Annotated in this window: 22 protein-coding genes and 1 tRNA gene; 9 read left to right on the top strand and 14 right to left on the bottom strand. The window is 70.8% G+C overall.

Features of this window, described 5'->3' with window-relative positions; genetic code table 11:
- Window positions 1–26: 26 nt before the first annotated feature.
- Window positions 27–542, bottom strand: a complete 516-nt coding sequence (gene pal / locus EU555_RS27100; RefSeq protein ID WP_135418505.1) for a peptidoglycan-associated lipoprotein Pal — start codon at window positions 540–542, stop codon at window positions 27–29.
- Window positions 543–934: 392 nt separating this feature from the next.
- Between pal and EU555_RS27095 the strand changes: the two genes are divergently transcribed.
- Window positions 935–1363, top strand: coding sequence for a response regulator (locus tag EU555_RS27095; RefSeq protein WP_425375159.1), 429 nt, complete (start codon window positions 935–937; stop codon window positions 1361–1363).
- Window positions 1364–1370: 7 nt separating this feature from the next.
- On the opposite strand, the gene EU555_RS27090 is transcribed toward EU555_RS27095, so the two are convergent.
- Window positions 1371–1817: a low affinity iron permease family protein gene (locus EU555_RS27090; protein WP_135418504.1), complete on the bottom strand. Its 447-nt coding sequence runs from the start codon at window positions 1815–1817 to the stop codon at window positions 1371–1373.
- A gap of 325 nt (window positions 1818–2142) precedes the next feature.
- On the opposite strand from EU555_RS27090, the gene mgtE reads away from it, so the two are divergent.
- Window positions 2143–3510, top strand: coding sequence for a magnesium transporter (gene mgtE / locus EU555_RS27085; protein WP_135418503.1), 1368 nt, complete (start codon window positions 2143–2145; stop codon window positions 3508–3510).
- A gap of 65 nt (window positions 3511–3575) precedes the next feature.
- On the opposite strand, the gene EU555_RS27080 is transcribed toward mgtE, so the two are convergent.
- Both EU555_RS27080 and EU555_RS27075 read right to left on the bottom strand, forming a co-directional pair.
- The gene (locus EU555_RS27080) at window positions 3576–4115 is read right to left on the bottom strand and encodes a CoA-binding protein (RefSeq protein WP_135418502.1); all 540 of its coding nucleotides are present in this window, start codon (window positions 4113–4115) and stop codon (window positions 3576–3578) included.
- Window positions 4112–4897 carry an enoyl-CoA hydratase gene (locus tag EU555_RS27075; protein WP_135418501.1) on the bottom strand — a complete coding sequence of 262 codons (786 nt, stop codon included), beginning with the start codon at window positions 4895–4897 and terminating at the stop codon, window positions 4112–4114. The genes EU555_RS27080 and EU555_RS27075 overlap by 4 nt, the downstream gene beginning before the upstream one ends.
- Window positions 4898–4994: 97 nt before the next feature.
- Here EU555_RS27075 and EU555_RS27070 point away from each other — a divergent pair, with 97 nt between their 5' ends.
- The 4 genes from EU555_RS27070 (at window position 4995) to EU555_RS27055 (ending at window position 8293) form a co-directional block, all read left to right on the top strand.
- Window positions 4995–5426 (top strand): PaaI family thioesterase, encoded by a 432-nt coding sequence (locus tag EU555_RS27070; protein WP_135418500.1) that lies wholly within the window; start codon window positions 4995–4997, stop codon window positions 5424–5426.
- Between the two features lie 186 nt (window positions 5427–5612).
- Window positions 5613–6074, top strand: a complete 462-nt coding sequence (gene rplM / locus EU555_RS27065; RefSeq protein WP_135418499.1) for a 50S ribosomal protein L13 — start codon at window positions 5613–5615, stop codon at window positions 6072–6074.
- 1 nt (window position 6075) lies between these two features.
- Window positions 6076–6567, top strand: coding sequence for a 30S ribosomal protein S9 (rpsI, locus tag EU555_RS27060; RefSeq protein WP_135418498.1), 492 nt, complete (start codon window positions 6076–6078; stop codon window positions 6565–6567).
- Window positions 6568–6910: 343 nt separating this feature from the next.
- The gene (locus EU555_RS27055; protein ID WP_135418497.1) at window positions 6911–8293 is read left to right on the top strand and encodes a TAXI family TRAP transporter solute-binding subunit; all 1383 of its coding nucleotides are present in this window, start codon (window positions 6911–6913) and stop codon (window positions 8291–8293) included.
- Between the two features lies 1 nt (window position 8294).
- Here the strand turns inward: EU555_RS27055 and EU555_RS27050 are convergent, their stop codons facing one another.
- From EU555_RS27050 to sdhC, 7 genes are all read right to left on the bottom strand, one after another.
- Window positions 8295–8912 (bottom strand): AprI/Inh family metalloprotease inhibitor, encoded by a 618-nt coding sequence (locus EU555_RS27050; protein ID WP_135418496.1) that lies wholly within the window; start codon window positions 8910–8912, stop codon window positions 8295–8297.
- 196 nt (window positions 8913–9108) lie between these two features.
- The gene (locus tag EU555_RS27045; protein WP_135418495.1) at window positions 9109–9891 is read right to left on the bottom strand and encodes a succinate dehydrogenase iron-sulfur subunit; all 783 of its coding nucleotides are present in this window, start codon (window positions 9889–9891) and stop codon (window positions 9109–9111) included.
- A 119-nt stretch (window positions 9892–10010) separates the two neighbouring features.
- Window positions 10011–10244, bottom strand: coding sequence for a DUF433 domain-containing protein (locus EU555_RS27040; protein ID WP_135418494.1), 234 nt, complete (start codon window positions 10242–10244; stop codon window positions 10011–10013).
- Between the two features lie 2 nt (window positions 10245–10246).
- Window positions 10247–10447, bottom strand: coding sequence for a hypothetical protein (locus EU555_RS27035; protein WP_245524523.1), 201 nt, complete (start codon window positions 10445–10447; stop codon window positions 10247–10249).
- A gap of 49 nt (window positions 10448–10496) precedes the next feature.
- On the bottom strand, window positions 10497–12323 hold the full coding sequence (gene sdhA / locus EU555_RS27030; protein WP_135418492.1) for a succinate dehydrogenase flavoprotein subunit: 1827 nt from the start codon (window positions 12321–12323) through the stop codon (window positions 10497–10499).
- 23 nt (window positions 12324–12346) lie between these two features.
- Window positions 12347–12760, bottom strand: coding sequence for a succinate dehydrogenase, hydrophobic membrane anchor protein (gene sdhD, locus EU555_RS27025; RefSeq protein ID WP_135418491.1), 414 nt, complete (start codon window positions 12758–12760; stop codon window positions 12347–12349).
- A 13-nt stretch (window positions 12761–12773) separates the two neighbouring features.
- Complete coding sequence (sdhC, locus tag EU555_RS27020; RefSeq protein WP_135418490.1) at window positions 12774–13193, bottom strand: succinate dehydrogenase, cytochrome b556 subunit; 420 nt, start codon at window positions 13191–13193, stop codon at window positions 12774–12776.
- A 297-nt stretch (window positions 13194–13490) separates the two neighbouring features.
- Between sdhC and EU555_RS27015 the strand changes: the two genes are divergently transcribed.
- Both EU555_RS27015 and mntR read left to right on the top strand, forming a co-directional pair.
- Entirely contained in the window at window positions 13491–14381 is an 891-nt protein-coding gene (locus tag EU555_RS27015) for a LysR family transcriptional regulator (protein ID WP_135418489.1), read from the top strand.
- A 97-nt stretch (window positions 14382–14478) separates the two neighbouring features.
- Window positions 14479–14928: a manganese-binding transcriptional regulator MntR gene (gene mntR, locus EU555_RS27010; RefSeq protein WP_135418488.1), complete on the top strand. Its 450-nt coding sequence runs from the start codon at window positions 14479–14481 to the stop codon at window positions 14926–14928.
- A gap of 27 nt (window positions 14929–14955) precedes the next feature.
- Here the strand turns inward: mntR and EU555_RS27005 are convergent, their stop codons facing one another.
- The 3 genes from EU555_RS27005 to EU555_RS26995 all read right to left on the bottom strand — a co-directional run bounded on the left by EU555_RS27005 (window position 14956) and on the right by EU555_RS26995 (window position 16766).
- Window positions 14956–16053, bottom strand: coding sequence for a MaoC family dehydratase (locus tag EU555_RS27005; protein WP_342636500.1), 1098 nt, complete (start codon window positions 16051–16053; stop codon window positions 14956–14958).
- A gap of 84 nt (window positions 16054–16137) precedes the next feature.
- Window positions 16138–16470 carry a DUF167 family protein gene (locus EU555_RS27000; RefSeq protein ID WP_135418486.1) on the bottom strand — a complete coding sequence of 111 codons (333 nt, stop codon included), beginning with the start codon at window positions 16468–16470 and terminating at the stop codon, window positions 16138–16140.
- A gap of 8 nt (window positions 16471–16478) precedes the next feature.
- A complete protein-coding gene (locus EU555_RS26995) occupies window positions 16479–16766 on the bottom strand; it encodes a YggT family protein (RefSeq protein ID WP_135418485.1) in 288 nt (95 codons plus the stop codon).
- Window positions 16767–16875: 109 nt separating this feature from the next.
- Here EU555_RS26995 and EU555_RS26990 point away from each other — a divergent pair.
- Window positions 16876–16951, top strand: a tRNA-Ala gene (locus EU555_RS26990).

Genomic DNA, 16951 nt, shown 5'->3' with positions numbered 1-16951 from the left:
GGCGCCGCCCCGCGTCGTCCGGCCGGTCAGGAGCCGGCGCCGCCGTCCAGCACCGTGACGGCGCGGCGGTTCTGCGACCAGCACGAGATGTCGTTGCAGACCGCGACCGGGCGCTCCTTGCCGTAGGACACGGTGCGCATGCGGCTTGCCGCGATGCCCTTCGAGATCAGGTAGTCGCGCACCGCCTGGAAGCGGCGGGCGCCGAGCGAGTAGTTGTACTCGCGGGTGCCGCGCTCGTCGGCGTGGCCCTCGATCAGGAACGTATAGCGCGAATAGCGCGACAGCCACTGGGCCTGCTTGTCCAGGGTCGCGACGGCATTCGGGGTCAGGTCGGTCGAGTCGGTCTCGAAGAACACCCGGTCGCCGACATTGACCACGAAGTCCTGGGCGCTGCCCGGCGCCGCGGCGCCGCGGCCGCCGGCCCCGTAGGCCGCGGAGGCGTCCGCCAGGTCGTTGTTGCTCGCGCAGGCCGCCATCGACAGGGCGAGCGAGAGGGCGGCGGTGATCTTGAGCGCGCGCAGGGGCGCGAGCGGCAGCGGCATCGACCAGAACTCCTCATGGCGGCTTCAGGGGACCGCCCTCGGCGACGCCGCGAGCCGCACAAGAGCCCGGGCGACACCCCTCGAGAGACGATATGCGATCGTCCGTACGCCCGGCCGGTTAAGCGAAGGTTCCGTCAACCTTGACGGCCCATCGCGGCCCCGCATCAGGCCCGCCCCGGCCATCCCCGGCAGGGCGACCGGGCAAGGGGCAGACACAGGAAGAATACGGCTACGCTGCGGCGCCGCATCCGAGCGGAGCACCATCGCTCTCGCGTGTTGCCGCGGTGCAACATGCTGGAATCGCCCGAAGCGAGGCGTCGCCCGCCAAGGTTGACGTTTCGTTAACCGAAAGGCCCGACCGTCACCCGATCGATGATCGAGACCACCTCGCGATGCCCGCCCCACACCTCCCGTCCCGGATGCCTCAGAGCGGCACCAAGCCCTGCGTGCTGATCGTCGAGGACAGCTACATGCTGCTCGAGCTGCTGGTGACCCTGTGCGAGCAGCACGGGGTCGAGACGCTGACCGCGTCGAGCGGCGAGGCGGCGCTCACCCTGCTGCGCGAGCACGGCCCGCGGATCGACTGGCTCCTCACCGACATCCGGCTCCCGGGCCTCGTCGACGGCTGGGGCGTGGCCGAGGCCTACCGGCAGATCCAGCCGCACCGGCCGGTGATCTACTCCTCGACCACCGCCAACCTGAACCACCCGGCGGTGCCCGGCAGCATCTTCGTGACCAAGCCCTTCGTGATCGCCGACATCCTGCGGCTCGCCCGGATGATGGCGAACGAGATCGAGGCGTCGCGCCAGCTCTGCGCGTAAGGCGACGTCACGCGCCCGTCGCCGCCCGTGCCGCCGCCGCGGCCTTGGCGTTGGCGGTCGCCTCGGCGGCCTCCACGACCTCGCTGAGGCGGAAATCCTTCGCCCGCGCCTCGCAGCGGGCGCGCAGGACGTCGAGTTCCTCCTCGGTCAGGTGCTCGATGCCGATATAGGCGTTCTGGGCCGCGCTCGCCCGGATCAGCTCGTCGAGCTTGGCCTGGATCGCCGCGCCGTCGCGGTTCTGGGTGTTCTGGATCAGGAACACCATCAGGAACGTCACGATCGTGGTGCCGGTGTTGATGATGAGCTGCCAGGTATCCGAGTAGTGGAACAGCGGGCCCGTCAGCGCCCAGACCACGATCAGCAGCAGGCTCGCCGCGAAGGTGGCCGGACGGCCCGCCGCCCGGGCGACCGAGGCGGCGAAGTCCGAGAAGGTGCGAAGGCGTGTGGTGGCCATCGTGGCTCCCGCGGCGGCCCGGACTCGCCGAAGATTTCCGCAACGTTTCCAAGGGGCTCCGGGCGGACGAGCGTCCGCTTACGAATTCCTTCCTCGCCCCGAGGGTTCCCCTCTTGACGACGCTTCGGGCGCGGCGCAGTGACGATCCGCCCGCGGCGCCTTCGCCGCAAGCACATCCGGACAACCGCAACCCCATGCCGAGCGACAGTCACAGTCGACCGCTCTCGCCGTCTCCGGCCTGAGGTCCCGCGCGCTCGCCCTCCAGCGGCTCGCCGCGACCGGCCGGGGACGGCCGGCCGACGCCAGACGCCCGAGAAGGTGAGCCATGATCGACACCGTGATCGACGCCCCCGTCGAGCCCGCCTCCCTCGCCGCCCGCCTCGCCGAGGAGAGCGCCCCCGACATCGTCGAGGCCCTGAACCGGGAGGCGCCGGAGGTGGCCGCCGCCATCCTGCTGAGCCTCCCGCACGACCGCGCCGTCGAGGTGCTGGACCAGCCCGAGCTCCACTGCGCGCCCGACATCATCGAGATGCTGCCGCGCGACCGCGTCGCGTCCTTCCTGTCGGGCATGTCGGCCGACCGGGTCACCGACGTGTTCCGGGAGATCGAGGAGCCGGGGCGCTCCGACCTGCGCACCCGCCTCGACGCCGAGACCCGCGGCGCCGTCGACACGCTGATCGCCTACCCGGAGGAGAGCGTCGGCTCGATCATGACGACCGAGTTCGTCTCCGTGCCGACGACCTGGACGGTCGGGCTCACCCTCGACTACATCCGCAAGGTCGAGCGCACCCGCGAGACCGTCTACTCGATCTTCGTGCTCGATCCGCGCACCGGGGCGCTCGCCAAGGCGGTGCCGCTGCGCCGGCTGATCTCCGGCAACCCGCAGGACAACATCCTGTCGGTGGCACCCAACCGCCGCCCGGTGGTGGTCTCGGCCGATGCCAGCCGCAACGAGGCGGCGCGCCTGATCTCGAAATACGACCTCCTGGCGATCCCGGTCGTCGATGCCACCAACCATGTCGTCGGCATCGTCACGGTCGACGACGTGATCGATGCGATGATCCAGAAGCAGACCGAGGAGGTGCAGCGCTTCGGCGGCATGGAGGCGCTCGACGAGCCCTACATGTCGATCGACTTCCTCACCATGATCCGCAAGCGCGCCGGCTGGCTCTGCGTGCTGTTCCTGTCCGAGATGCTGACGGCGAGCGCGATGCAGGGCTTCGAGGGCGAGCTCGAGAAGGCCCTGGTGCTGACCCTGTTCATCCCGCTGATCATGAGCTCGGGGGGCAATTCGGGCTCGCAGGCGACCTCGCTGCTGATCCGCGCGCTGGCGCTCCACCAGGTGCGCCTGTCCGACTGGTGGCGGGTCGCCTTGCGCGAGATTCCGGCCGGCCTGACGCTCGGGGCGATCCTTGGCACGATCGGCGTGGCGCGGATCGTGGTGTGGCAGAAGCTCGGCTTCTACGATTACGGCGAGCACTGGTTCCTGGTCGCCGCCACCGTCGGCACGGCGCTCGTCGGGATCGTGCTGTTCGGCTCGCTCACCGGCTCGATGCTGCCCTTCATCCTCCAGCGCGTCGGCTTCGACCCCGCCACCGCCTCGGCGCCGTTCGTGGCCACCCTCGTCGACGTGTCGGGGCTGGTGATCTACTTCACGGTGGCGCTGGTGATCCTGAGGGGGACGCTGTTGTAGGCGGAGCGCCTCCCACCCGCGACCTCATCCTGATGTCGCGGTTGGGCCTATTGACGTAACGCCCCTCACCGCTCCTCGATCGTCAGCTTCTGGAACCCCTTCGCGGCGAGCTTCGGCCGCTTGGCGCTGAGGATGCGGGAATTCACGCCCGTCCAGCCGATCTCGCCCGAGAGGCGGCCGTACTCGATCTTCGGGCAGCGGTTCATCACCACGGTGACGCCCCGCGCCTCGGCCCGCGCCGCGCCGTCGTCGTTGCGCACCCCGAGCTGCATCCAGATCACCTGAGGCAGCGGGTCGAGGGCGAGCGCCTCGTCGACCAGCGGTCCGGCCGCCTCGGAGTTGCGGAAGATCTCGACCATGTCGACGGGCTGCGCGAGGTCGGCGAGCCGCGCCACCACCGGCCGGCCCAGGATCTCACCCCCCGCCAGCCCCGGATTGACCGGAATCACCTGGTAGCCGCGCTCGAGGAGGTACTTGGTGACGATCCAGCTCGGCCGGGCCGGGTTGGCGGAGGCACCGACGAGGGCGATCGAGCGGACGCGGCGCAGGATCGCCCGCAGGGCCTCGTCGTCGTAGCGGTCGTGGGCGGCGGGATCGACGCTCATCGGGCCGCCTTCCGGTCGAGGAAGGCCGCGATGCCGTCCTCGGCGGCGCGGGCCAGCATGTTCTCGGTCATCACCCGGCCGGCATGGGCGTAGGCCTCTGCCAACGGCATCTCCAGCTGCTCGTAGAAGGCGCGCTTGCCGACCCGCACCGTATAGGCGCTACGGGCCGCGATGCCGGCGGCCATCGCCTGCGCCGCGTCGCGCGCCGTGCCGGCGGGCACGACGCGGTTGACGAGGCCGAGATCCTTCGCCTCGCCGGGCTCCGCCATCTCGGCGGTGAGCAGCATCGCCATCGCGGCCTTGCGCGAGAGGTTGCGCGAGAGCGCCACCATCGGGGTCGAGCAGAACAGGCCGATCTGCACCCCGGGCGTGGCGAAGCGGGCCTCCTCCCCCGCCACCGCGAGGTCGCAGGAGGCGACGAGCTGGCAGCCGGCCGCCGTCGCGATCCCCTCCACCGCCGCGATCACCGGCTGCGGCAGGGCGGGGATGGCCATCATCACCGACGAGCAGAGGTCGAACAGCGCGGCGAACCGCGCCGCGCCCCGGTCGGGGTCCTGGCGGTAGGCGGTCATCTCCTTCAGGTCGTGGCCGGCGCAGAAGGCCGGCCCCTCGGCGGCCAGCACCACGGCGCGCACGCTCGTATCGTCAGCCAGCCGCGCGAACGCGTCCGACAGGGCGGTGAGGAGGGCGTGCGACAGGGCGTTGCGGGCCCGCGGCCGGTTGAGGGTCAGGGTCGCGACGCCGTCGCGGTCGTGCCGAAGGAGGAGTGCGGGGTCGGACATGCGGTCTCGTAAGGAGGACGGAACGGATGGCCTATTGTCCGGTGCCGGGGGCCGTGCTGCAAGATCGTGCACAACCACAACCGGAAACGTCCCCTGCATGCCCCCTGCCCTGATGATGGACCGCGACGCGGTCGCGGCCTTCCTCGACGAGGTCTTCCCGCAGATCCATCACGGCGGGCCGGGGCCGGTGGTCGAGAGCGTCGGGCCGATGTCCGCCGTGATGCGCCTGCCCTACCACGAGCGCCACCTGCGCCCCGGCGGCACGATCTCGGGGCCCGCCATGATGGGGCTCGCCGACGTGGCGCTCTACGTCGCGATCCTGGCCCAGATCGGCCCGGTGGCGCTCGCCGTCACCACCAACCTGTCGTTCAACTTCATGAGGAAGCCCATGCAGGCCGATCTCCTCGCCGAGGCGCGCCTGCTCAAGCTCGGTCGCTCGCTGGCCGTGGGCGAGGTGCTGATCCGCAGCCTCGGCCAGGACGACCTCGTCTGCCACGCCACCGGCACATACGCGATCCCGCCGCGCTAGCGGTATCACAGTACCGCTATGCCGAAGCCGCTCGAAAAACACGCTTTTTCGGCTCCTGGGAATTCCCGTATCGCTTGACGCGGGCGGCGTCCTCGGTTACTCAGCCGGCCATCGCCGCCGCGCGCTCATCCCTGACCGCGGCGGCGTCCTGTTTTTTTCGTCAAAGACTTCCGGGACCTATCCGCGATGAAGACCTTTTCGCTGAAGCCCGCCGACGTCGACAAGAAGTGGGTGATCATCGACGCGGAGGGCCTCGTGGTCGGCCGCCTGGCGTCGATCGTCGCGATGCGTCTGCGGGGCAAGCACAAGCCCCAGTACACGCCCCACGTCGATTGCGGCGATAACGTCATCGTCATCAACGCGGAGAAGGTGAAGTTCACCGGCCGCAAATATAACCAGAAGGTGTACTACCACCACACTGGCTACCCGGGCGGCATCAAGGAGCGCTCGGCCAAGTTCATCCTCGAGGGCCGCTTCCCCGAGCGCGTCGTCGAGAAGGCCGTGGAGCGCATGCTGCCGCGCGGCCCGCTCTTCCGGCAGATCCTGGGCAACCTCCGGGTCTACAAGGGCAACGAGCATCCCCACACCGCCCAGCAGCCGGAGACGCTCGACGTCGCCGCTCTCAACCGCAAGAACGTGAGCGCGTAAGATGGCGACCCTTCAGTCCCTCGCCGATCTCGGCCAGGCCAACAAGGCCCAGAACCTCGCCCAGGGCGAGAACGAGGCCCCGGTCCACGTCCAGAAGCTGGACTCCCTCGGTCGCGCCTACGCCACCGGCAAGCGCAAGGATGCGATCGCCCGCGTCTGGATCAAGCCCGGCGCCGGCAAGATCACGGTGAACGACCGCCCGGTCGACACCTACTTCGCCCGCCCGGTGCTGCGCATGATCCTGCAGCAGCCGCTCCAGGTCGCCAACCGCGTCGACCAGTACGACATCGTCGTCACGGTGGCCGGCGGCGGCCTCTCCGGCCAGGCCGGCGCGGTGCGCCACGGCCTGTCGAAGGCCCTGACCTACTACGAGCCCGAGCTGCGCAGCCCGCTGAAGCGCGAGGGCTTCCTGACCCGCGACCCGCGCGTGGTCGAGCGCAAGAAGTACGGCCGCAAGAAGGCCCGCCGCAGCTTCCAGTTCTCGAAGCGCTAAGGCGACCTTCCGGTCATGGCGAGAAGAAGAGGGCGGGTCCGCGAGGGCCCGCCCTCTTTGCTTGTGAGACTGGCCCGGCTCGGCGGTTCCGGCTCGCTGCGATGGCATGGGGGCGTCAGGGCGGCTCCCGCGAGGCGAGGACGATCCGCGTTCGAGCGGCGCCGGGCCGGCCACGAGGCCGAGGCTCCGCGCCCCGACGGATCGCCGTCGACGCCGGATCGGTCCCGGTTTCCCTGCGACATGCGGGCCACGCAACCGGCGCCGCCCTCCCCCCGTTGCCTCTCGTAGGGGCCGCCAGGCCTCGCTCGAGTCCGTGCCTCTCTGGGGAGTGCGTGTCCGCGCGATGACGACAGCGTTCCGGCCCGAGCGCATCTTCCTGGTCACCAGCCTGGTGCTGACCGTCGCGGCGGCGGTCGCGCTCTACGTGCTGCAGGCAACCACCCTCACCATCGCGGTGGCGCCGCGGGACGGGACCGAGCCGGCGCTGATCCGCGCCTATGCGGAGGCGCTGAAGAGCGCCCAGAAGGGGGTGCGGCTCAAGATCCTGCCCTTCGACGACGTGCGCGAGAGCGCCAAGGCGTTGGAGCAGGGGAAGGCCGACCTCGCGGTGGTGCGGCCGGACGTCGACCTGCCGGCGAACGGCCTGACGCTCGCGATCCTGCGCGACCAGGCGATGCTGATCGCCTCGCCGGCGCCGTCTGGCATCACGAGCTTTCCGGGCCTCGCCCGCAAGCGCCTCGGCATCGTGGCGCACCGGGACGCGGATCTGTGGCTGCTCAAGAGCCTGATGGCCTATTACGGCCTCACCCTGCAGGAGGGCGGCGGCTCCGGCCCGGTGCCCGCCGGCCAGGTCCGCCTGGTGGCGGTGGACGAGGACGGCCTCGCCGAGGCCTTCGCGCAGAAGCGCATCGACGCGATGGTGGCGGTGATCGCGCCCGCCGCGCCGACGGCGTTGCGCCTCGTCGGCATCGTCCAGGCGGCGAGCCGGACCCGCAAGGTCGACTTCGTCGGCGTCGAGGACGGGCCGGCGATCATCGAGCGCCTGCCCCGGCTCCAGGCGGTGACGGTGCCGGCCGGCCTGTTCGGCGGCAGCCCGAAGGTGCCGGCGGAGGAGGTGAAGACCGTCGGGGCCTCCTACCGGCTGATGGCGAAGGCCTCGATGAGCCGCACCGTGGCGGCCGACGTCACCCAGCACCTGTTCGAATTGCGCTCGCGCCTCTCGGACGCGACGCCGGCGGCGGACTACATCGCGGCGCCGGCCTACGAGACCACCGCCGAGGCGACGAGCGCGCGGCTGCCGATCCATCCCGGGGCCATCGACTATTTCGAGCGCGAGCAGCAGGGCTTCATCGATCGCTACGGCGACTGGGTCTACCTGCTGGCGGTGCTCGGCGGCGGCTTCGGCTCTGCGCTGGCCTGGCTGCGCCAGCGCCTGCGGCGCCTGCGGCGCGAGCGGATCGACGTGGTGATGGACCGGCTGCTCGAGATCCTGGCCGAGGCGCGCCGGGCGGACGCCGCCGGCCTCGACGCGCTGACCGGCGAGGTCGATGCGCTCGCCGCCGACGTGGTGCGCTACACCCGCGAGCGCGAGACCGACACCCGCACCATGGCGGCGGTGATGATCGCGATCGAGACGGCGCGCTCCACCATCGCGGATTGCCGCCGGATCGGCGGCGAGGCGGAACCGCCGCGCCGCCAGGCGTTCCGGCTCAGCGCCGCGGAGTAGCTTACCGCACCATCGCCAGCGGCGCGCCGGACTTCGACAGGGCGCCGTCCATGGCGCCGCCCGCCGGGCGCAGGCGCGCCGCGACCGTGCCGCCGGGCTGGTAGAGGTAGACCTCGCCGTCGCGGAAATCCCAGGCGGTGACCTTGGCGAGATCCTTGTTGGCGCAGCCGGTGGACGAGGCCTTGTAGAGGTCGAGGGCCGGCGTGCTCGCGAGGTTCACCCGGCAGCTCGCGCCGGTGGCGTCCTTGGCGGTCCAGCCGCCGACGACGGCCGAGCGCCCGCCGCCCGCTACCACCGGAGGAGCGGGCGGCGCGATCGCGGCCTGCTGCTGCACCGGCGGGGGGCTCGCCTCCGCCATGATCGGGCCGGACGGGTTGGCGACGACCGGTCCGGGGGCGGCGGCGGCGCCCGGGGGCGGCGCGAGCGGCGCCGAGGTCACGGGGCCGGAGGACAGGCCGGGGCCGAGATCCGGCTCCTCGGGCGGCAGCGGCCGGGCGGCGCGGGGCGCGGGGCGCGCCGGGGCCCCGAGGGCGCCGGTGTCGAAGCGCGACGAGGAGCAGGCGCCGGCGCTCGCGGCGAGGGCCAGGGCGGCGACGGTGCAGAGGATCTGACGCGACATCGAGGGGTCCTGCGAGGAGTCCTGACTGGGCCGGCGACGGCCATACGTTCCGGAGATCGTTCGTCGGCGGGAAATACGATCCCGCAAAGGCGCGTGCAGAGGTTTCCCCAACGACAAAGGCGCCCGCAGGCGCCTTTTCGAAAGGGTGTGGCCGACAGGACCCAGTCGGCCGCACCGGAGCGGTTCTGGAAGAGGATCAGACCTCGCGCGCCACCATCATCTTCTTGATCTCGGCGATGGCCTTGGCCGGGTTCAGGCCCTTCGGGCAGGTGTTGGCGCAGTTCATGATGGTGTGGCAGCGGTAGAGCCGGAACGGGTCGTGCAGCCCGTCGAGGCGCTCGCCGGTATTCTCGTCGCGGCTGTCGATCAGCCAGCGATAGGCCTGGAGCAGGGCCGCCGGGCCGAGGAAGCGGTCGCCGTTCCACCAGTAGCTCGGGCACGACGTGGTGCAGCAGGCGCACAGGATGCACTCGTAGAGCCCGTCGAGCCGCGCGCGGTCCTCGGGCGTCTGGCGCCACTCCTTCTCGGGCGAGGGCGTCTCGGTCTGCAGCCAGGGCTCGATCGCCGCATGCTGGGCGAAGAACGAGGTCAGGTCCGGCACCAGATCCTTCAGCACCGGCATGTGCGGCAGCGGATAGATCTTGATCTGGCCCGACTGGCAGTCGTCGATGCCGAGCGTGCAGGCGAGCGTGTTCTGCCCCATGATGTTCATGGCGCAGGAGCCGCAGATGCCCTCGCGGCACGAGCGCCGGAAGGTCAGGGTCGCGTCGACCTTGTTCTTGATCCAGAGAAGGGCGTCGAGGACCATCGGGCCGCAATCGTCGCGGTCGACGTAGTAGGTGTCGATCCGCGGGTTGGCGCCGTCATCCTGGTTCCAGCGGTAGATCCGGAACTCCTGCAGGTTCTTGGCGCCGGCCGGCTTCGGCCAGGTCTTGCCCTCGGTGTACTGGGAGCCTTTGGGGAGGTTGAACTGGGCCATCTGTCTATGCCTGATCGGTGCGGTCGAACCTGCAAGGACGGATATGCGACCGCCCCGTTTCGACGATGAGAAGAGGTCCGGGGATGGGCCGGATCCGGATGGGCGCGAGAGCCATGGCCTTAGGCCGCCGGAAGGAGCGGGGGCTCGCGCTCCCGCGCCAGGAAAGCCGCGTAGCGGAGGGCGTCGTGCACGTCCTCCCGCTCGAGGTAAGGGTACGCTGCCAGCAGGTCGTCGATGCCGATCCCCTCGCCGAGATTTCCCAGGATCATCCCGACCGTCACCCGCATGCCGCGGATGCAGGCCTTCCCGCCCATGACGGCCGGGTCGCGGGTGATCCGGGGGAACGGCGGCACCGTCAGGCCTCCACCAGATCGAGCCGCTTCTCGATCCGCTGGGGCCGCTCGTCGAAGCGGTCCTGGCGGTGTTCGAGGCGGACGAAGTCGCCACGGAGCGAGGCGACCTGAGATTCCACCGACCCGATCCGCGCGGTCAAGTCGTCGACGCGTTCCCCGAGCCGGTCGACCTTCTGGTCGATCCGGCGCAGGAGTTGCAGCATCGGGGTCTCGGGCTCGCTCATCGCGTCCTCGCGGCGGCGTCGGCCGACGTCAGTACACGCGGGCCTTCGGCTCGATATACGCGATGTCGTTCGACATCGTGTAGGTGTGGACCGGCCGGTAATCGATCGCGACCTTGCGGGCATCGGGATCGAGCCAGGCAAGCGTGTGCTTCATCCACTGCTTGTCGTCGCGGTCCGGGAAGTCCTCGCGAGCGTGAGCGCCGCGGGACTCGGTCCGGTTGGCCGCCGATTCCATGGTGACGACCGCCTGGCCGATCAGGTTGTCGAATTCCAGGGTTTCCAGGAGGTCGGTGTTCCAGACCAGCGAGCGGTCGGTCACCTTCACGTCCTCGGCGCCGGCCCAGACCTTGTGGATCAGGCCCTTGCCCTCCTCCAGCACCTCGCCGGTGCGGAACACGGCGCAGTTGTTCTGCATCGTCTTCTGCATCTCGAGGCGCAGCTCCGCCGTCGGCGTGCCGCCATTGGCGTAGCGGAAGCGGTCGAGGCGGCCCAGCGCCTTGTCGGCGGAATCCTTCGGCAGCTCCGGCAGGCGGCCGCCCTTCTCCACCGTCTCGGCGCAGCGCAGGCCGGCGGCGCGGCCGAACACCACGAGGTCGATGAGCGAGTTCGAGCCGAGGCGATTGGCACCGTGGACCGAGACGCAGGCCGCCTCGCCGATCGCCATCAGGCCCGGCACCACGTGGTCGGGGTTGCCGTTCTTCAGCGTCAGCACCTCGCCGTGGTAGTTCGTCGGGATGCCGCCCATGTTGTAGTGCACGGTCGGGATGACCGGGATCGGCTCCTTGGTCACGTCGACGCCGGCGAAGATCTTCGCGCTCTCCGAGATGCCGGGCAGGCGCTCGTGCAGGATCTTCGGGTCGAGGTGGTCGAGGTGCAGGAAGATGTGGTCCTTGTTCTTGCCGACGCCGCGGCCGGCGCGGATCTCCATGGTCATGGAGCGGGAGACCACGTCGCGCGAGGCGAGGTCCTTGGCCGAGGGGGCGTAGCGCTCCATGAAGCGCTCACCCTCGGAGTTCGTCAGGTAGCCGCCCTCGCCGCGCGAGCCCTCGGTGATGAGGCAGCCGGCGCCGTAGATGCCGGTCGGGTGGAACTGGACGAACTCCATGTCCTCGAGCGCCAGGCCCGCCCGCAGCACCATGGCGTTGCCGTCGCCGGTGCAGGTATGGGCCGAGGTCGCCGAGAAGTAGGCCCGGCCGTAGCCACCGGTGGCCAGCACCGTCATGGCGGCGCGGAAGCGGTGGATCTCGCCGGTCGACTGGTCGATGGCGATCACGCCGCGGCAGCGGCCCTCCTCGTCCATGATCAGGTCGAGGGCGAAGTACTCGATGAAGAAGTTGGTCTGCGCCTTCACGGCCTGGCCGTAGAGGGTGTGCAGCATGGCGTGGCCGGTGCGGTCGGCCGCCGCGCAGGTGCGCTGGGCGGTGCCCTTGCCGTAATCGGTGGTCATGCCGCCGAACGGGCGCTGGTAGATCTTGCCCTCGGCGGTGCGCGAGAACGGCACGCCCCAGTGCTCGAGCTCGTAGACCGCGGCCGGCGCGTTGCGCACCAGGTACTCGATCGCGTCCTGGTCGCCGAGCCAGTCCGACCCCTTCACGGTGTCGTACATGTGCCAGCGCCAGTCGTCCGGGCCCATGTTGCCGAGCGAGGCCGAGATGCCGCCCTGCGCCGCGACGGTGTGGGAGCGGGTCGGGAAGACCTTGGTGATGCAGGCGGTGCGCAGCCCGGCCTGCGAGCACCCGACGGTGGCGCGCAGCCCCGCGCCGCCGGCGCCCACGATGACGACGTCGAAGGTGTGGTCGATGATGGTGTACGCCTTGCCGTTCTGGGCCGGCGCGGCGGAAGCGGTTGAGGCCATGGACGGTGTTCCTGTTGCTGGCGTTACGCGAGGGCCCGCAGGCTCACGCGCACGATGGCGTAGAGGCAGGCGACCGCGACGACGACGCAGTAGAAGGTGTTGGCGATCACCGCGGCGATCTTCAGGCCCTTGTCGTGGACGTAGTCCTCGATGACGATCTGGAGGCCCATCCGCATGTGGTTGGTGACCGAGAGGACGCCAAGGATCAGCAGGATCGCCACCAGCGGGTGCGACACCAGGGCGGCGGCCTCCGGGTAGGGGCGGCCGGCCATCAGGGCGACGATCACCACGAAGGCGAGGACGAGGGGCACGTTCGAGACCGCGGTGACGCGGTGCAGCCACCACTCGCGGGTGCCGTGATGGGCGGCGCCCAGGCCGCTGACGCGGGCGCGGGCGGTGCGGATCGAGGGGCGGATGTCAGGGCGGTTGTCGACCATCTCAGTCGTCCTCTCAGCGGGCCACCAGGGCGACGAACCAGATCAGCACCGTCAGGGCGGCCGAGCCGATCAGGGTGTAGCGGGCCATCGCGATGCGGGTGCCGGGTTCCATGCCGTGGCCGAAATCCCAGACCAGATGGCGGATGCCGCCGAGCATGTGGTGCAGGAGGATCCAGGTGTAGACGAACAGGATCAGCCGGCCGAGGAGCGAGCCGAAGAACCACGCCACCGGGCCGTAGGCGCCGGGACCCGCGGCCAGCGCGACCAGCCAGAGAGCCAGCAGCGCGGTGCCGCCGTAGAGCGCGACCCCGGTGATGCGGTGGGCCACCGACATCGCCATGGTCCAGGTCCAGCGGTAGATCTGGAGATGGGGCGAGAGCGGTCGGACGACCGGTCTGCCGGCGGGATTCTGGGGCCTTGCGGTGTCCGCCATCGTGATCCTCGAGAGTTCCCTGATCTGGTCCGGCTCTAAACTGGGTCACCTACCGGCTCCGCCGCGGGAGCGCAACGCGACCGTCGGTCCGCCCGAGTGACAGACGTGCCGCTCTGTCTCCCTGGAATGCGTCCAGTTCGCAATGCGGTTCTCGTTGACCCAGGCTTCGTCATCCGCGAAGGCCGAGCCCGCCCCTGGTCAAGGCGCCACCGCCCGATCTACCTTCGCGGCCGGCGAAACGATCCGCCGGAAGCCGGGGCGATTCCGGGCCTTGGGCGATCGCGGGAGGCGCCGCCGATGCACTTCGATCTCGTCGATCTCAGCCTGTTCCGCCACGTGGTCGAGGCCGGCTCGATCACCCACGGCGCCAACCGCGCCAACCTGGCCCTCGCCGCGGCGAGCCACCGCATCCGCAGCATGGAGGCCTCGCTCGGCGCCGCCCTTCTCACGAGGGCCCGCCTCGGCGTCACCCCGACCCCGGCCGGGCGCACGCTGCTCGCCCATGCGCGCCAGATTCTGTCGGGGGTCGAGCGGCTTCAGGGGGATCTGGCGGCCTTCGCCGGCGGGGCGGCCGGGCAGATCCGGGTCCTGTCGAACACCAACGCGCTCACCGAGTTCCTGCCCGAGGTGCTCTCGGCCTACCTCGCGGAGCATCCGGGCGTCAGCGTCGACATCGAGGAGCGGTTGTCGGACGAGATCGTCGGGCTCGTGGCCGAGGGCGCGGCCGATCTCGGCCTCGTCGCCGGCACGGTCGAGACCGGCAGCCTCGCCACCTATCCGTTCCGCCGCGACCGCTTCGTGCTGGTGGTGGCGGCCGATCATCCCCTCGCCGCCCGCGACTCGGTGCCCTTCGCCGAGGTGCTGGGCCACGACCTCGTCGGGCTCGACCGGGCGAGCGCGCTCACCCGCTTCCTCGCCGGCAAGGCCGGGCGCAGCGGCCAGCCCCTGCGCCTGCGGGTGCAATTGCGCGGCTTCGACGCGGTCTGCCGCCTGGTCGAGTGCCGGGTCGGCCTCGGCATCGTGCCGGAGACGACCGCGCGGCGGGCCGCCCGCACCATGGCGATCGCCACCGTGGCGCTGGAGGACCCGTGGGCGGTGCGCGACCTGACGATCTGCCTGCGCGACCTCGCCGCCCTGCCCCCCTTCGCGCAGGACTTCGTCGCCCATCTGCGGGCGCCGGAGGCGTGACGCGGGTGCCCCTCCCTCTGCACACCCGGCCCGTCCTCGGCTAAGAAGGCGGGATCGAAGACGGCCCACATCGTCCGAGGCGGCAGAAGCGAACTCCATGCAGGACCACGACCTCCCGCCCGAGCCCGTTCTCGTCGACGCCGAGGCGCATTCCGCCGGCTTCCGGCAAGTGCGCGAGGCGCGCCGGCTCGAGCTGGTCGAGGATTACGTCGAGCTGATCGCCGACCTGATCGGCGATGCCGGCGAGGCGCGGCAGGTCGACATCGCCGCCCGCCTCGGCGTCGCCCAGCCGACGGTGGCCAAGATGCTCAAGCGCCTGGCCGAGGACGGGCTGGTGCAGCAGCGGCCCTACCGGGGCGTCTTCCTCACCGAGGCCGGCCAGGCGCTCGCCGTGGAGGCGCGGGAGCGCCACCGGATCGTCGAATCGTTCCTGCTGGCGCTCGGCGTCAGCCCGGACGTGGCGCGCTGCGACGCGGAGGGCATCGAGCACCACGTCAGCCGCGAGACCCTCGACGCCTTCCGGCGCTTCACCGCCGCCAGAACCTGATCCCGGATCAGCAAACCTGATCCCGCATCAGCGCGGCATCAGCGCCCAGTAGTCGAGGTCGAGGATCACCGCCGGGTCGTAGCCCTCGCCGGCCTTGTCCGGATGGGCGCCGCAGGGCTGGTTCTTGGTCGCGACCGTGCGCAGGCGCAGGGCTCCGACGTCGCTGCGCCCGGGCAGGTCGGCGACCGCCAGGACCTCGCTCCAGGCATAGACGGTGTCGCCGGCAAACAGCGGCGCGACATGGCGCCCGGCATTGATGCCGGCGATCGCGAAGGCGTTGCCGAGGCCGTTGAAGCTCAAGCCCCGGGCGAGCGAGATGACGTGGCCGCCATAGATCAGGCGCTTGCCGAAGCGGGTGTCCTTCGCGGCGTAGCCGTCGAAATGGACCTTGGCGGTGTTCTGGAACAACCTCGTGGCGATCTGGTGCTCGGCCTCCTCGACGGTCATGCCGTCGACGTGATCGATGCGCTCCCCCGCCGCATAGTCACCGAAGCGGTGCGGGCTGCCGGCGAGGCCGGCATCGTAGGCCTCCGGCTTCAAGGGCGGCAGGGCCGCGGCCAGGTCCTCCGGCGCCACCGCCTTGGCGAGGCTCGGCACCGCCTCGGCCTCGATCCGGGCCTCCGGGTCGCGCTTGCGCACCAGCACCCAGCGGCAGTAGCTCAGCACCGCCTCGCCCGCCGAATCGTAGCCGGTGGAGCGGACATAGACCACGCCGGTCTGCCGGTTCGAGCTCTCCTTGAGGCCGATCACCTCCGAGACCGAATTCAGCGTCTCGCCCGGGTAGACCGGCCGCAGGAAGCGCCCCTCGGCATAGCCGAGATTGGCGACCGCGTTGAGCGAGATGTCCGGCACCGTCTTGCCGAACACCACGTGGAAGACCAGCAGGTCGTCCAGCGGCGCCCGGTCGTAACCGAAGGCCGCCGCGAAGGCATCGGAGGACTGGACCGCGAAGCGCGGGCCGTAGAGCGCGGTGTAGAGCGCCACGTCGCCGCTGGTGACGGTGCGCGGCGTGGCGTGTCGGATGGTCTCCCCGAGGCGGAAATCCTCGAAGAAACGGCCCGGATTGGTCTTCATCGTCGCCTCTCGTGCGAGAGCCTGCCGGGCGCCTCCGGTGGCGCCCGGCAGGCTCTGGATGGTTCGGTCGGCCGGGAGGGCCGCTCCCGGCCGGTGATGTCGTGCGGCGATCTGAGGGGCAGCCCCGCCCTAGGGTCAAGCCCCGGCCGCGGGATCGTGGGCCGTCAGGTCCGCGAGCCGCCGCGCCAGGGCCGGCCCGTCGCCGGCGATGCGAAACAGCTTGACCCGGGCGGTGGCGCCGGTGGCGAGCGTGACCGCCGAGGCCGGCAGGCCGAGGGCGCGCCGCAGCACGTCCCGGATCGCCGCGTTGGCGGCGCCCTCCTCGGGCGCTGCCCGCACCCGCACCTTGAGCCAGACGGCGCCGTCGTCCCGGGTCTCGACGCCGTCGAGGGCATCGCGCCCGCCCCGCGGGGTGGCCCGCACCCGGACCTCGACCCCCTCCGGGGTGACGCGCCAGGGCGCGGTCACGGCCCGGCTCAGGCCATGCTGGCGAAGAGCTCGAACATCAGGTTGCGCAGGAAGAACAGGCCGAGGACCAGGATGATCGGCGAGATGTCGATTCCGCCGAGGTTCGGCAGGATGCGCCGGATCGGCCGCAGGGCCGGTTCGGTCACCCGGTACAGGAACTCCCCGATCTGCGACACGATCGGGTTGCGCACGTTGACCACGTTGAAGGCCACCAGCCAGCTCAGGACGGCGCTGGCGATCAGCAGGTACACGTAGAGCGTGATGATGTTGTCGATGAGCCAGAGGAGCGAGCGCATGCGGGGTCCGTGCGAGCCCGGGGCGCCCGCGCGCAGTCGCGACGCGGCGGGGCCACCAAGGGAATTGACAGGCTGAGAAGGGCCGGCCTACAAGGCACCCGCCTCGGACGGGGCTGTAGCTCAGATGGGAGAGCGCCGCAATCGCACTGCGGAGGTCAGGGGTTCGAATCCCCTCAGCTCCACCA

This window comes from Methylobacterium nonmethylotrophicum, assembly GCF_004745635.1.
GTDB classification, from domain to species: Bacteria; Pseudomonadota; Alphaproteobacteria; order Rhizobiales; family Beijerinckiaceae; genus Methylobacterium; species Methylobacterium nonmethylotrophicum.
The sequence above is the reverse complement of the archived record's forward strand: the minus strand, read 5'-3'. Positions and strand labels throughout refer to the sequence as shown.